11 protein-coding genes are annotated in these 12,793 nt (G+C 72.1%); 3 read left to right on the top strand and 8 right to left on the bottom strand.

The annotated features are described in order from the left end of the window. Positions 1–233: 233 nt before the first annotated feature. Positions 234–1,061: a DUF5753 domain-containing protein gene (locus tag ACTG9Q_RS06700; protein ID WP_455571733.1), complete on the top strand. Its 828-nt coding sequence runs from the start codon at positions 234–236 to the stop codon at positions 1,059–1,061. 40 nt (positions 1,062–1,101) lie between these two features. Here the strand turns inward: ACTG9Q_RS06700 and ACTG9Q_RS06695 are convergent, their stop codons facing one another. Beyond that, a complete protein-coding gene (locus ACTG9Q_RS06695) occupies positions 1,102–1,845 on the bottom strand; it encodes an acyltransferase (RefSeq protein WP_455571732.1) in 744 nt (247 codons plus the stop codon). A gap of 38 nt (positions 1,846–1,883) precedes the next feature. Between ACTG9Q_RS06695 and ACTG9Q_RS06690 the strand changes: the two genes are divergently transcribed. Further along, positions 1,884–2,825 (top strand): nucleoside hydrolase, encoded by a 942-nt coding sequence (locus ACTG9Q_RS06690; protein WP_455571731.1) that lies wholly within the window; start codon positions 1,884–1,886, stop codon positions 2,823–2,825. Between the two features lie 386 nt (positions 2,826–3,211). Here ACTG9Q_RS06690 and ACTG9Q_RS06685 read toward each other — a convergent pair whose 3' ends face one another. From ACTG9Q_RS06685 to ACTG9Q_RS06670, 4 genes are read right to left on the bottom strand one after another with little or no spacing between them, the layout of a single operon-like run. Further along, positions 3,212–4,369, bottom strand: coding sequence for a THUMP-like domain-containing protein (locus ACTG9Q_RS06685; RefSeq protein ID WP_455571730.1), 1,158 nt, complete (start codon positions 4,367–4,369; stop codon positions 3,212–3,214). A gap of 1 nt (position 4,370) precedes the next feature. After that, the gene (locus ACTG9Q_RS06680; protein WP_455571729.1) at positions 4,371–5,327 is read right to left on the bottom strand and encodes a class I SAM-dependent methyltransferase; all 957 of its coding nucleotides are present in this window, start codon (positions 5,325–5,327) and stop codon (positions 4,371–4,373) included. Then, positions 5,317–6,096, bottom strand: coding sequence for an enoyl-CoA hydratase/isomerase family protein (locus ACTG9Q_RS06675; protein ID WP_455571728.1), 780 nt, complete (start codon positions 6,094–6,096; stop codon positions 5,317–5,319). The genes ACTG9Q_RS06680 and ACTG9Q_RS06675 overlap by 11 nt, the downstream gene beginning before the upstream one ends. Positions 6,097–6,149: 53 nt before the next feature. Then, positions 6,150–6,974, bottom strand: a complete 825-nt coding sequence (locus ACTG9Q_RS06670) for an ABC transporter ATP-binding protein (RefSeq protein WP_455571727.1) — start codon at positions 6,972–6,974, stop codon at positions 6,150–6,152. 94 nt (positions 6,975–7,068) lie between these two features. Here ACTG9Q_RS06670 and glgX point away from each other — a divergent pair, with 94 nt between their 5' ends. Continuing rightward, entirely contained in the window at positions 7,069–9,195 is a 2,127-nt protein-coding gene (gene glgX, locus ACTG9Q_RS06665) for a glycogen debranching protein GlgX (RefSeq protein WP_455571726.1), read from the top strand. A gap of 17 nt (positions 9,196–9,212) precedes the next feature. On the opposite strand, the gene ACTG9Q_RS06660 is transcribed toward glgX, so the two are convergent. The 3 genes from ACTG9Q_RS06660 to ACTG9Q_RS06650 all read right to left on the bottom strand — a co-directional run bounded on the left by ACTG9Q_RS06660 (position 9,213) and on the right by ACTG9Q_RS06650 (position 12,750). Further along, positions 9,213–9,806, bottom strand: a complete 594-nt coding sequence (locus ACTG9Q_RS06660) for a phosphoribosylanthranilate isomerase (protein WP_455571725.1) — start codon at positions 9,804–9,806, stop codon at positions 9,213–9,215. A gap of 17 nt (positions 9,807–9,823) precedes the next feature. Further along, complete coding sequence (locus tag ACTG9Q_RS06655; RefSeq protein WP_455571724.1) at positions 9,824–11,293, bottom strand: neutral zinc metallopeptidase; 1,470 nt, start codon at positions 11,291–11,293, stop codon at positions 9,824–9,826. Positions 11,294–11,364: 71 nt separating this feature from the next. Next, on the bottom strand, positions 11,365–12,750 hold the full coding sequence (locus ACTG9Q_RS06650; protein WP_455571723.1) for a neutral zinc metallopeptidase: 1,386 nt from the start codon (positions 12,748–12,750) through the stop codon (positions 11,365–11,367). Positions 12,751–12,793 lie beyond the last annotated feature (43 nt).

The following is a 12,793-nucleotide window of genomic DNA, read 5'->3' as shown; positions in this document are numbered from 1 at the left end:
GGACGGCGCAACTGACCTTGAGCGCTTCACTTACTACGAGGCGTACGTCGCGGCGCTGGAGGCCGCACGCGAGCGCGGTACTGGGCTGGAGTGGTCAGCGTTCGCTGAACGCTGGTACCGGGACCTGCATGATGCCTTGCTGCGGTGCTTGGAGCGATACCGGTTGCGCTGCGAAGAGAACTCTGTCCCGGAGCAGTCCAGGCCAGTGTCTGGACCAGGTGCCGGTCATTCCCGTGCGTGAACGGGCCCGGATGGTGCTGCACCCGGGCGAGGCGCGGCGGTTGTTGCGATTTGAGCTGGAACGGTTGGTTGCCGAGACAAAAGTGACTCACGCGACGGTGGCGTCGTGGCTGGGGGTGTCCAGGGCATCGGTGACCCAAGCGCTGAACGGCAAGAACCTGTTGAGCCGGCCAGCCATTGAGGTGGTGTGCAATCACTTGGGCCGCGTGGAGTTGTTCCCGCGTTTGGCGTCTCTGCTCGCTACGGCACGCGGTCGTGGAACAGCACCAGGTGGGAAGGATGGACGTGCCTCGCGTGACACTGACCTAGTGGTGGGGTTGGAAGCCTTTGCCGAGCAGGTCACGGTTTTTGACCCGTGGCAGGTGCCGCCGCACTTACAGATCCAGTCCTACGCCGATGCCTTGACCTCGCCGGATAACACCGCTCAACACGAGACGCGGGAGCGGCGGCAGTCTGCCCTGATGGAGAGCGATGATCCGTTGGGGTTTCTGTGGGTGACCACCGAGCATGTCTTGCACCGCAGGGTCGGCTCCGCACTCGTGATGCGTGACCAGCTCGCCTACCTGGTGGAGATGGGCGGGCGGGACAACGTCTGCATCCGGGTCATTCCCACGACCGCTGATGCGCTCGTTGATGCCGGGGGCAGTTTCCAGCTCATCTGGGGTGCGCCGCCGGTGGTGGTGGAGCACAGCCGGTTGGCCGTGCAGCACAGCCATGACGCCGAGACGGTCGCCTGCTTCGCCCATCTGCTCGACAGCGTGCAGCGGCAGGCGCTGGAGTCGGACGCGTCGCTGGCCCTGATCGCGGGACTGCTGCCGTGACCAGGACGGCTCTCGGACTGCTGGCCATGGGGCTTGCGGGTCAGGGGGAGTCGAGGGTTTCGCGGAGGGCTCGGTCGGCTTTGCGGCCCATGTCGGCGATGGCGGCGCGGTGGGTGGTGGCCGCTTCGTAGGCTTCGCGGCGGTCGCGGACGACGCGGGCGGGGATGCCTGCGGCTACGGCGTAGTCGGGGACTTCGCCGCGGACGACGGCGTGGGCGCCCAGGACGCAGCCGCGGCCGATGCGGGTGCCCTTGGTGACGGTCACCTTCGTGCAGATCCAGGTGTCCGGGCCGATGCGGACCGGGGACTTGGCGATGCCCTGGTCCTTGATCGGCTGGTGGATGTCGTCGGTGACGTGGTCGAAGTCGCAGATGTAGACCCAGTCGGCGACCAGGGCGGCGGCGCCGAGCTCGATGTCGAGGTAGCAGTTGACGACGTTCTGCCTGCCGAAGACCACCTTGTCGCCGATGCGCAGCGAGCCCTCGTGGCAGCGGATGGCGTTGCCGTCGCCGATGTGCACCCAGCGGCCGATCTCCAGGCGGCCGTAGCCGGGGCGGGCGTGGACCTCGACGTCCTTGCCGAGGAAGACCATGCCGCGCAGCACGATGTGCGGGTTGAGCAGGCGGAACTTCAGCAGCCGCCAGTAGCGGACCAGATACCACGGGGTGAAGGCGCGGTGGCGCAGCACCCAGCGCAGCGAGGCCATGGTGAGGAAGCGGGCCTGCGCGGGGTCGCGGCGCTGCCGCAGCCGCGAGATGACCGGCGATCCCCACATGGACGTCATGCGGGAAAAGGTAACCCAGGAGCCGGCACAGTGAGGACATGCCCCGACTCATCATCGACACCGACCCGGGCGTCGACGACGCGTTCGCACTCGCCTTGGCCGCGCGGTCGCCGGAGGTCGAGCTGACCGCCGTGACCACGGTGTTCGGCAACGTCGGCCTGGAGAGGACCACGACCAACGCGCTGGGCCTGCTCGCCCTCGCCGGGCGCCCGGACGTGCCGGTCGCGGCCGGGGCGGCCCGGCCGCTGGTGTTCCCCGCCCCGCACGAGGCCGAGTACGCCCACGGCCGCGACGGGCTCTCCGGCCAGGCACACCGGCTGCCGTCCCCCGACCGCGCGGTCGAGCCGGAGGGCGCGGTCGCCCTGCTCGCGCGCATCCTCGCGGAATCACCCGAACCGGTGACCCTCGCGCCGATCGGGCCGCTGACCAACATCGCGCTGCTGTTCGCGGCGTTCCCGTCGCTGCGGTCGAAGGTGGACCGGCTGGTGGTGATGGGCGGCGGGCTCGGCGGCGGCAACTCGACAGCGGCGGCGGAGTTCAACATCTGGGCGGACCCGGAGGCGGCGTACCGGGTGCTGGTGGAGGAGGACGTGCCGACCGTCCTCGTCCCGATCGACCTGACCTACCGCTGCGCGGTGGACGGCGGCTGGCTCGGCGACCTGCGCGACTCGGGCCCGCTGGGCGAGGTCCTGGAGTCCTTCACCCCGTCCTACCGCGCCCACTACACCGAACTGCTCGGCTACGACTGCACCGTCCTGCACGACGCGGTCGCCATCGCCGAGGCGGTGAAGCCCGGCCTGCTGACCACCGAACGCCTCCCGGTCACCGTGCAGACCACCGGCCCGGCCCGGGGCGCGGTCATCGCCGACCGCCGCCTCGGCGTCCCCCCGACCCCCGGCTTCCGCACCATCGACGTCGCCGTCGACACCGACCTCGACGGCCTGCGCGCGTTCATCCTGGACCGGGTGCGATCCGCCTGACCAAACCGTTCCATCCGCTCACAGTTGGCGCACACGAGCAGTGTGTGCGCCCTTCACGCTGTCCCACTGTGCAGACACCCTGCACGGCCTCGTAACCAGCGCGTTCGGCTCGGCCGATCGGTTGACCGATGCGGGTTCAGCCTCGGAAGCGTTGCGGTTTCAGCGATCCTGCTCATGGTAGTGATCACCCCCGGGGGACATCACGCGAGGAGGAGATCAATGGGGGTAGGGGGAGAGCCTGGCTCGTGCCATAGGAAGTGGTTGGTGGGCGCGAATCCGTGCCGCGCCCACCCAACCATCCGACCTGTGAACGTGTCACTTGTTGAACGATCGAACGATTGAACGACATCGTGGTAGCGGTCGTTGGATTGTTCAACGATACGACATCAGGTGCGCTCGGCTTGGCAGATGATCGCGGTGGGGGTGCGGCCGATGCGGGTGAGGATCACCGAGGCTTCGGCGTGGCCGCGGGGTTTGAGGCGGGGGCGCAGGGTGTTGGGGTCGATGTCCAGGCCGCGGACCAGGATCTCCAGGCGGCCGACGGACAGGCGGGACAGGGTGGAGCGGAGGGTCTTTTCCGTGTACTTCCCGTGTTCCAGGACGCGGAAGGCGCGGATGCCGGGGGGTGGGACGGGGCCGGTCAGGTAGGCGATGCGGTCGTCCAGTTGGGACAGTCCGTGCCGGGCGGCGTAGTGGCGGACCAGGCCCGCCCGGACGACCGCGCCGTCCGGGTCGACGATCCACTCGTCGACGGGGGTGACCAGGCAGGTGTCGTCGTCGGCGTCGGTGACCGTCCACTCGGCACCGTCGGAGCGCAGGACGGTGGCGCGCCTGCGAGCCGTCGCCAGGGTTCCGGTCCACAGGCACGCCTCGCGGACCGCGCCATCGAGGGAGACCAGCTCCACCTCATCGGCCCACGGGACGTCCGCGGGGTCGACACCAGGGGCGCACTTCACCGCCAGGTCCCGACCCGGGTACGCCGACACCAGGGCGTCCAGCGGCGGGGCGAAGTCGGCAGGACGCCAGCGGCGGCGGCCGGAGGCGTCGCGGCGGGCCGGGTCGGCCAGCACCGCCGCGGACCGGGTGACCGGGCGCAGCGCGTCCGCCCGGACCACGGCGGCGCCCGGCACGTTCCCCCGGGCCATCGCCAGCCGCACACCGTCCACATCGGACCCAACCGCCCGAGCCGCCACCTCGGTGACCGCCGCCAGGTCCACCCCCACCGAGCAGGTCACGTCGTGCACGTCGCGCCCCGCCAGCCGCCGGGCCCGCGCCACCGCCACCGGCCACGGCGTCGCCTGCTGCACGGCGTCCGCGGTGAACAGCCACGCGCCGGGGGCGGGCACCTTCGCCGATGCCTTGCGCCGCAACAGAACCGTCTCCACCAGCGCCGCGGCGCGGGAGCCAGCCAGCGCCCGCGCGGCCGTCACGTCCGCCAGGTGCGATGCCGGGGTCAGCGCGAGCGCGGCGATCTCCGCGAGGGCCGCGATCCCGGCGGGCGAGCGCAGGAACGCCACGTCGCCGACGGTGAAGGGGTAGCCCAACTCAGCCCGGCTTACGCCCGGTGACGAGCACGTTGTAGAACAGCTCGCGCGGCAGGACGTGGCGCAGCAGGCGCTCGTCGACCCACGTCAGCCGCTGCCAGGCGCGGTAGGCGAACATCGCCCAGCGGAAGCCCAGCTTCTCCCTCGGCACCGCGGCCTCGAACGTGCGCACCGGCCACCCGAACAGCGCCGCGGCGAACTCCTCGGTCACCGCCCGCACCTCGACCAGGCCCGCCGAGCGGCACACCGACTCCAGGTCGGTCGGGTCGAAGGTGTGCAGGTCGACCACGGCTTCCAGGGCCGCGGCGCGCGAGGACTCGTCCAGCTCCTCCTGCGGCTTGCGCCACGCCCGCAGCGGTCCGAGCCGGGTCAGGTTGGTGGTCAGCCACCAGGTCGCCTGCCCGAGCCTGCGCGCGTACTTGTCGCCGATGCGCGTGGGCTCGCCCGCGAAGACGAACCGGCCGCCCGGCTTGAGCACCCGGCGGACCTCGCGCATCGCGGCGGCCACGTCCGGGATGTGGTGCAGGACGGCGTGCCCGATCACCAGGTCGAACGACTCGTCCGGGTACGGGACGCCCTCGGCGTCGGCGACCCGGCCCTCGACGTCGAGCCCGAGGCCGCGCGCGTTGCGCAGCGCCACCTCGACCATGCCCGGCGACAGGTCGGTCACGTGGCCCTTCGTGATCACCCCGCCCTGCATCAAGTTGAGCAGGAAGAACCCGGTGCCGCTGCCCAGCTCCATCGCGTTCTCGTAAGGCCAGCCCGCCTCGCCCGCGACGGCCTTGAACCGAGACACCGCGTACTCCACGCAGCGCTCGTCGTAGGAGATCGACCACTTCTCGTCGTAGGTGCCCGCCTCCCAGTCGTGGTAGAGGACGTTGGCGAGCTTGGGGTCGCCCCAGGCCGCCTCGATCTCCTCGGCGGTGGCGTGCGGGTTGGGCGCGGGGTCAGCGGCCACGGAACTCCGCCTTCCCCGGGCCGTTCTCGATGAACGACTCCATGCCCACCTTCTGGTCCTCGGTCGCCCACAGCGCGGCGAACAGGTGCGTCTCCAGGCGCAGGCCGCTGTCGAGGTCGTTGTCCAGGCCGCCGTCGATGGCCGCCTTGGCCGCGGCCAGCGCCAGCGCGGGGCCGCTGGTGAACTGCGACGCCCAGCGCCGCGCCGCCTCGTAGACGTCGTCCGGGGCCACGACCTCGTCCACCATGCCGATCGACAGCGCCTCGTCGGCCTTGACGAAACGGCCGGTGTAGACCAGGTCCTTGGCCTTCGACGGGCCGATCAGCCGGGCGAGGCGCTGGGTGCCGCCCGCGCCGGGGATGATCCCGAGCAGCATCTCCGGCTGCCCGAGCTTGGCGTTGTCACCGGCGACGCGCCGGTCGCAGCACAGGGCCAGCTCGTAGCCGCCGCCCAGGGCGTAGCCGGTGATGGCCGCGACGGTCGGCTTGGGCAGCTCGGCCAGCACGCGCAGGGACCCGCTCAGCTCCGGCCCGTACGCCACGATGTCGGAGTACGACATCGTCGCGAACTCCTTGACGTCGGCGCCCGCGGCGAAGACCTTCGGCCCACCGTAGACGATCACGGCCCGGACCTCGGGGTTCTCCCGCGCTTGCACCGCCGCAGCGCGCAGCTCGGCCTGCAGCTGCCGGTCGATCACGTTCATCGGCGGCCGCTCCAGCCGGATGGTGCCGATGCCGTCCGCGACTTCCAGCCGCACGAACTCACCCACGGCGCTGTCCTCCCTGCTCGGTTGCTCCGCGAAGGCTACCTGCCAGTAGCCGCCTACCGCCTGCGGGCGAAGAACCGGTCGTCCGCCCGGGTCAGCTCCAACTGCTGACCGAAGGCGGCGGACAGGCTCTCGCTGGTCAGGACGTCGTCGATCAGCCCCTGGGCGACCGCCCCGCCGCCGGAGAGCAGCATCAGGTGGGTGAACCCCGGGGGGATCTCCTCGACGTGGTGGGTGACCAGGATCGACGTCGGCGCGTCCGGGTCGGCGGCCAGGTCGGCCAGCCGGGCCACCAGGTCCTCGCGCCCGCCGAGGTCCAGGCCCGCGGCGGGCTCGTCGAGCAGCAGCAGCTCCGGGTCGGTCATCAGCGCGCGGGCGATCAGCGCGCGCTTGCGCTCGCCCTCGGACAGCGTGCCGAACGTGCGCCCGGCCAGGTGCGCGATGCCCAGGGCCTTGAGCAGCTCCTCCGCCCGGCCGGTGTCGAGCCGGTCGTACTCCTCGCGCCAGCGGCCCAGCACCGCGTACCCGGCGCTGACCACGACGTCGAGCACCCGCTCCTCGGCGGGCACCCGCCCGGCCAGCGCGGCCGAGCAGAAGCCCAGCCGGGTCCGCAGCTCGAAGACGTCGACCTTGCCCAGCTGCTCGCCGAGGACCTTCACGGTGCCGGTCGTGGGGTGCAGCTCGGCGCCCGCCAGGCGCAGCAGGGTGGTCTTGCCCGCGCCGTTCGCGCCGAGCACCACCCACCGCTCGTCCACCTCGACCTGCCAGTCCACGCCCGCCAGCAGGTGGGTGCTCCCGCGGCGGACACCCACGTCGGCCATGTGCACCACGAGGTCGTCGGTACCGGTGTCAGGATCAGTCTGCGCGGTCACGGGGGCCATTCTCGCCTGCCGCCGACCGGCAGCCGCCACCGGCACTGGATGGATCACATCGCGGTGGGTCGATCAAGTCGGTCCGGTGGGCCAGGATGGGGGTGTGGCTTATTCGGACTCGCGCCTGCTGCCAGGACACCCGTTCCCGCTCGGGGCCCACCCCGAGGCGGGGGGCGTGCGCTTCTCGGTGTACTCCTCCGTCGCCGACGCGGTGGAGGTGTGCCTCATCGGCGAGGGCGAGGACGGGCCGGTCGAGCACCGCGTCGAGCTGACCGAGCGCACGTTCGGGATCTGGCACGGCGTCATCGCGGGCATCACCCCGGGCCAGCGCTACGGCTACCGCGTGCACGGGCCCTACGAGCCCGCGCGCGGGCTGCGCTGCAACCCGGCGAAGATCCTGGTCGACCCCTACGCGCGGCGCATCGCCGGGACGGTCCGGGACCTGGGCGTCACCCGCGGCTACCGGGGCGAGGCGATGACCGGGTCGCGCTCGCGGATGGACTCGCTGGGGTCGGTGCCGCTGTCGGTGGTCACCTCGCCGGGCGGGTCGGACATCGGGCGGCTGCCGGACGTGCCGTTCGAGGAGACGGTGATCTACGAGCTGCACGTGCGCGGCTTCACCAAGCTGCACCCGGACGTGCCGAAGAACCTGCGCGGGACGTACCTGGGGCTGGCGCACCCGGCGGTGGTGGAGTACCTGCAGCGGCTCGGGGTGACGGCGGTGGAGCTGCTGCCGGTGCACGCCCACTCCGACGAGCCGCTGCTGCTGCGCTCGGGGCGGCACAACTACTGGGGCTACTCGACGCTGGGCTTCCTGGCCCCGCACGCCGGGTACGCCAGCAGGCCGGGCCACGAGGTCGAGGAGTTCCGCACGATGGTGGCCGCCCTGCACGCGGCGGGCATCGAGGTGATCCTCGACGTGGTCTTCAACCACACCAGCGAGGGCGGGGTGGCGGGCCCGACCCTGTCCTACCGGGGGCTGGACGCGCCCGCGTACTACCTGCTCGACGACCAGGGCCGCGACATCGACCTGACCGGCTGCGGCAACACCCTGGACCCGGGCTCGCCGACGGTCGTGCGCCTCGTGCTGGACTCGCTGCGGTACTTCGCGGGGGAGCTGGGCGTCGACGGGTTCCGCCTGGACCTGGCCTCCGCGCTGGGCAGGCCGCGCGGCGGGCCCTTCGACCCGAACGCCGCGCTGCTGACCGCGATCACCACCGATCCCCTGCTGTCGCGGCGCAAGCTGATCGCCGAGCCGTGGGACGCCACCGGCGAGGGCTACCGGGTCGGCGGGTTCGGGGTGCAGTGGGCGGAGTGGAACGGGCGCTTCCGCGACGGCGTGCGCGACTTCTGGCGCGGCGCGACCGGGGTGCGCGACCTCGGGTACCGGCTCTCGGGGTCTTCTGACCTGTACGGGATGAGCGGGCGCAGGCCGTGGACGTCGGTCAACTTCGTCACCGCGCACGACGGGTTCACCGTGCGGGACCTGGTCTCCTACGACCACAAGCACAACCACGAGAACGGCGAGCACAACGCCGACGGCACCAACGACAACCGCTCCTGGAACTGCGGCGCCGAGGGCGAGACGCAGGACCCCGCGGTGCTGGCCCTGCGCGACCGCCAGGCCAGGAACCTGCTGGGCACGCTGCTGCTGTCCACCGGCACCCCGATGCTGGTCGCCGGGGACGAGCGCTGGCGCACCCAGCACGGCAACAACAACCCGTACTGCCTGGACAACCAGACCTCGTGGGTGGACTGGAGCCACGGCGAGCGCCCGGAGGCCATGCTGGCGTTCACCCGGCGGCTGACGGCCCTGCGCGCCCAGTCCCCCGCCCTGCGCCAGCCGGAGTTCTTCGACGGCCGCCCGACCCGCTCCGGCGAGCCCGACCTGATCTGGTTCCGCCCCGACGGCACCCCCATGACCGACGAGGACTGGTTCGACGAGGGCAGGCGCACCCTGGGCATGTGGATCGACGGCTCGGAGTGCCTCTCCCGCGACCGCGAGGGGGAGCTGGTCGCCGACGACTCCTGGCTGCTGCTGCTCCACGCGGGCCCGGAGACGGCGAGGTTCACCCTCCCCGCCGAGCGCTACGCCCACCGCTTCGTCCCGGAACTGGACAGCACCACCCCGACCGGCGCGCCCAAGCACACCACGCCCCACGCGCCGGGCACGGTCCTGCGCCTGCCCCCGCACACGCTGCACCTGCTCCGCGCCCCCCGCGCGGTCTAACCCGGGCCCAGGCCGTGTTAGACCCGGGCCGCCTTGGCAGCGGCGACGAAGGCCCGGATCAGCGCCGGGTCCTTGACGCCGCGGCTGGACTCCACGCCGCTGGAGACGTCCACGCCCCAGGGGCGGGCCTCGGCGATGGCGGTGGCGACGTTGTCCGGGGTGAGGCCGCCCGCGAGCAGCCAGTCGCCCGAGGGCGGGCGGAGGTCGGCGAGGTCCCAGCGCTCGCCGGAGCCAGCGACCGGGGAGTCCAGCAGGAGCATGTCCTCGCCGTAGGCGCCGACGGCGACGTCGGTGTCCGGGGTCAGCGCGGTGGCGCGGATCAGGCGCAGGCCCGCGAAGCGGGTGAACGCCTCCCGCGGGTACTCCCCGTGCAGCTGCACGGCCCGTACGCCCGACTCGGCGGCCAGCTCCACCGCGGCCGAGGGCTCGACGTCCTTGAAGACCCCGACGGTCAGCACCTCGTCGGGGATCTCCTCGGCCAGCGCCCTGGCGAGCGCCGCCTCGATCCGGCGCGGGCTCTCGGCGAAGACGAAGCCGATCGCGTCGGCCCCGGACCCCACCGCCGCGGCGACGTCGTTCGCGGTCCGCAGCCCGCACACCTTGACGAACACGCCGCCAACCCTACGGCTCACCCGGAGAAGGCGCGGGCACAGCCCGCGTCCCCCTCGAAGTACCCGATCCGGAACGCCTCCACCCGGGCGAAGCCCGACGGGACCTGCCTGCCGTTGACGTCGGCGGCGATCAGGCTGGTGTCCTGCAGCAGCTCGGCCACGGCCTCGTCGAGGTCGCCGATCGCCAGGTGCAGCTGCTCGTCGCCGTCGCCCGGGATCTTGTCGACGGTGAACGCCGCCCACGCCCCGGTCAGGCACGCCGTGCGCAGGCCCGCGATCGCGCCCTCCAGCGGCGCCCCGACGCCCTTCTGCACCGCCAGCGAGTACCGGGAGGCGATCTCGGCGAACGCGGCGAAGTCGCCGATGCCGTTGCCGTCCACCCCCGGCTCCTGCCCGCGCTTGGGCGGGGTCGCGATCTTCTCCAGCGCGGACATGTCCACCGCCACCGTGTTGTCCTCCGCGCAGTAGCTCACCGGCGGGGTCCCGCCGCCGCCACCGCACTCGGCGCCGTCCTGCCTGATCTCGGGCAGCGGCACCTCGGTGCCCTCGAACGCGCTGGCCAGGCTCTCCTTCAACAGCTCGAGGATGCGCTTGTCACCGATGTCGACCTGCCCGCCGACACCCTCGTCGCTGACCACCCGCTCCTGCTCGGCGATGCGGCCCTCGATCTCGGCGACGTCCATCCGCGCGCAGCGCTTCGGGCCCTCGGCGAACCCGGCCTGGAAGGCGAACACCCGGTCGAAGGCCAGCCCGTGCGCGCCCTTCTCCTTGGCCGAGAGGCCCGCTGGGTCGCGGATGAAGAACATCGTGGCGAGCGCCTGGTTGAGGCCGCTGCCGGTGTTGATCGTGAAGTGCTTGGCCTTGTCCTCGGCGAGGTAGCGGAAGAAGCCGCCCGCGTAGCAGTCGGCCTGCTGCTCCTTGACGATCGTCGGCGTCGCCTGGTTGATGTTGGACTTCTCCCCCAGCCGGAACTGCACGGCGTGGCCCATCTCGTGGGCCAGGACCGCGACCACCGACATCGGGCCGAACTGCTTGTCCAGCATCGGCAGCAACTTGCCCCGGTCCCAGGCGACGCTGTCGTCCGCGCCGCAGTAGAAGGCGTTGACCAGGCCCGCGGTGCTCGTGCCGCACAGGGTGATCGCCTTGCCGCCGGAGTCGTAGGAGGCCAGGCGGGCCACCGGCTCGAACTTCTGCCCGCCGAAGTCGGCGGGCATGCGCTCGGTCCAGTAGTCGTAGATGTCGGACAGGGCGTTGACGGCCAGGCGGTCCATCTCGCCGTTGTCGGCGTTCTCCACCGCCAGGTCCGCGTCGGCCACGCCCTCGCGCGGGCCGGTGGGGGCGTTGTTGTCGATCGGCAGGCCCGCGGCCGTGCCGACGTCGATCGCGCCCGCCGCCCTCGGCTCGCCGGGGATGCCGCGACCGCAGCCGCCGATCACCGCGATCGCCAGCGCGACCGCCACCGCGACCCTGTACCCGCTCACCGTCATCCCCGCACCCCGATGCCGCATCGACCGATGTGCGAGCACCCTACTTGCCCGACCCGCGCCGGGTGTGGAGATCAGCAGCCCTGCGCGCCCTCGGTGAACCCGTGGCGGAAAACCGTCACCCGGTCGAACGCGGACCCGATCGCCTCGCCCTCGACGTCGCGGGACACGTAGTCGTAGTGGAGCAGCACCTGCACGGCCTCGTCCATGTCCCCGGCCGAGAGGAACCGCAGCTCCTGCTCGAACAGCGACCCGGTGAACGCCCCGGTCAGGCACACCGCGCCGCGCTGGGCCTCGGGTCCGGCGACCGGCTTCCCGGTGGCGGCCAGCGCGGCCAGGGCGTAGCGGCTCGCCAGGATCGTGCCGGTGGCGTAGTCGCCGATCTTGTCGTGGATGCCGGGCAGCTCGCGGGCCACGTCCAGCTCCACGACCCCGCCGTCGGGGCAGAAGGCCGCGGGCCCCTGCGCCTGCGGGGTGCAGCTGGGCTGCTCCTGGGTCTGGCGCACCTGCGGCTCCCGCCACCGGTCCCCGGCGACCGTGGCGAAGTAGGTGTTGAGCCCCGGGGTGATCGATTCCACGATCTGCTCGAAGTCCAGGTTGCCCCCGCGCGCGGCGTCGCCCGCGTCGATGAACCCGGAGAGGGTGAAGACGCGGTTGTCGACCGTCATCTCCGAGCACAGCTTCGCCCCGGACTCGTACCCGTCGAGGAACGCCGAGACCCGGTCGAAGGCGTCCCCGTGCGCCCCCCGGTCGTCGGCCTCGGTGCCGACCGGGTCGCGGAAGCTGATCATCGCCTCCAGCGCGGAGTCGAGCTGGTCGCGGCTGAACTCCAGCCGCTCGGCCTCCCCGTCGACCACCCACCGGATGAACCCGCCCGCGTAGCAGTCGGCCATCGCCTCGATGAGGATGGTCGGGAACTTCTCCGGGTCGGCCCGCCGCTCCGTGAGCCCGGCCCCGGTGCGGTTCTGCACGGCGTGGCCCATCTCGTGGGCCAGCACCAGCATCACCGCCGCCTCCCCGAACCGGTCCTTGAGCACCGGCAGCAGCGCCGCCCGGTCCCAGGCGATGACGTCGGCCGTCGGGCAGTAGAAGGCGTTGCCCTCGACATCCATGGGCGAGTCGGTGCACGGCGGCTCGGGCGCGGTCGCGTCGGCGGAGTCCACCGAGTAGTAGCCGCCGTTGAGGTCGGTGAACTCCTTGCCGAAGGTCTCGGGGAACCGCATCCCCCAGTACTCCCGCAGGTCCTCGACGACGGTGGCGGCGAGCCGGTCGATCTCCCCGCCGTCGGTGTTCTGCACGAAGGCCTCCGGATCGACCCCGCCGGGCTCCGCCCGCGAGATCACCCGCCCCTGCGACACCGGCTCCCCCGGCACCGCGGTGGTACACGCCACGACCGTCCCGGCCAGCAGCACAGCCACCACCAGCCGGACCGGACCGGCCCTCCGCACACGCCCTCGCACGTCCCCAGTGTGCCTGATGAACCTGGACGGGACCGGAGGGTTG

The sequence above is a fragment of the Actinokineospora lacus genome, from assembly GCF_053813445.1.
Note: the sequence above shows the minus strand (reverse complement) of the source record. Positions and strands in the feature narration are given on the sequence as shown.

Bases quoted from the DNA above. Each gene is read 5' to 3' on its own strand.
- ACTG9Q_RS06690 (WP_455571731.1), top strand. From the start codon at position 1,884: ATGCCCCGACTCATCATCGACACCGACCCGGGCGTCGACGACGCGTTC.
- ACTG9Q_RS06695 (WP_455571732.1), bottom strand. From the start codon at position 1,845: ATGACGTCCATGTGGGGATCGCCGGTCATCTCGCGGCTGCGGCAGCGC.
- ACTG9Q_RS06670 (WP_455571727.1), bottom strand. From the start codon at position 6,974: ATGGCCCCCGTGACCGCGCAGACTGATCCTGACACCGGTACCGACGAC.
- ACTG9Q_RS06655 (WP_455571724.1), bottom strand. From the start codon at position 11,293: ATGACGGTGAGCGGGTACAGGGTCGCGGTGGCGGTCGCGCTGGCGATC.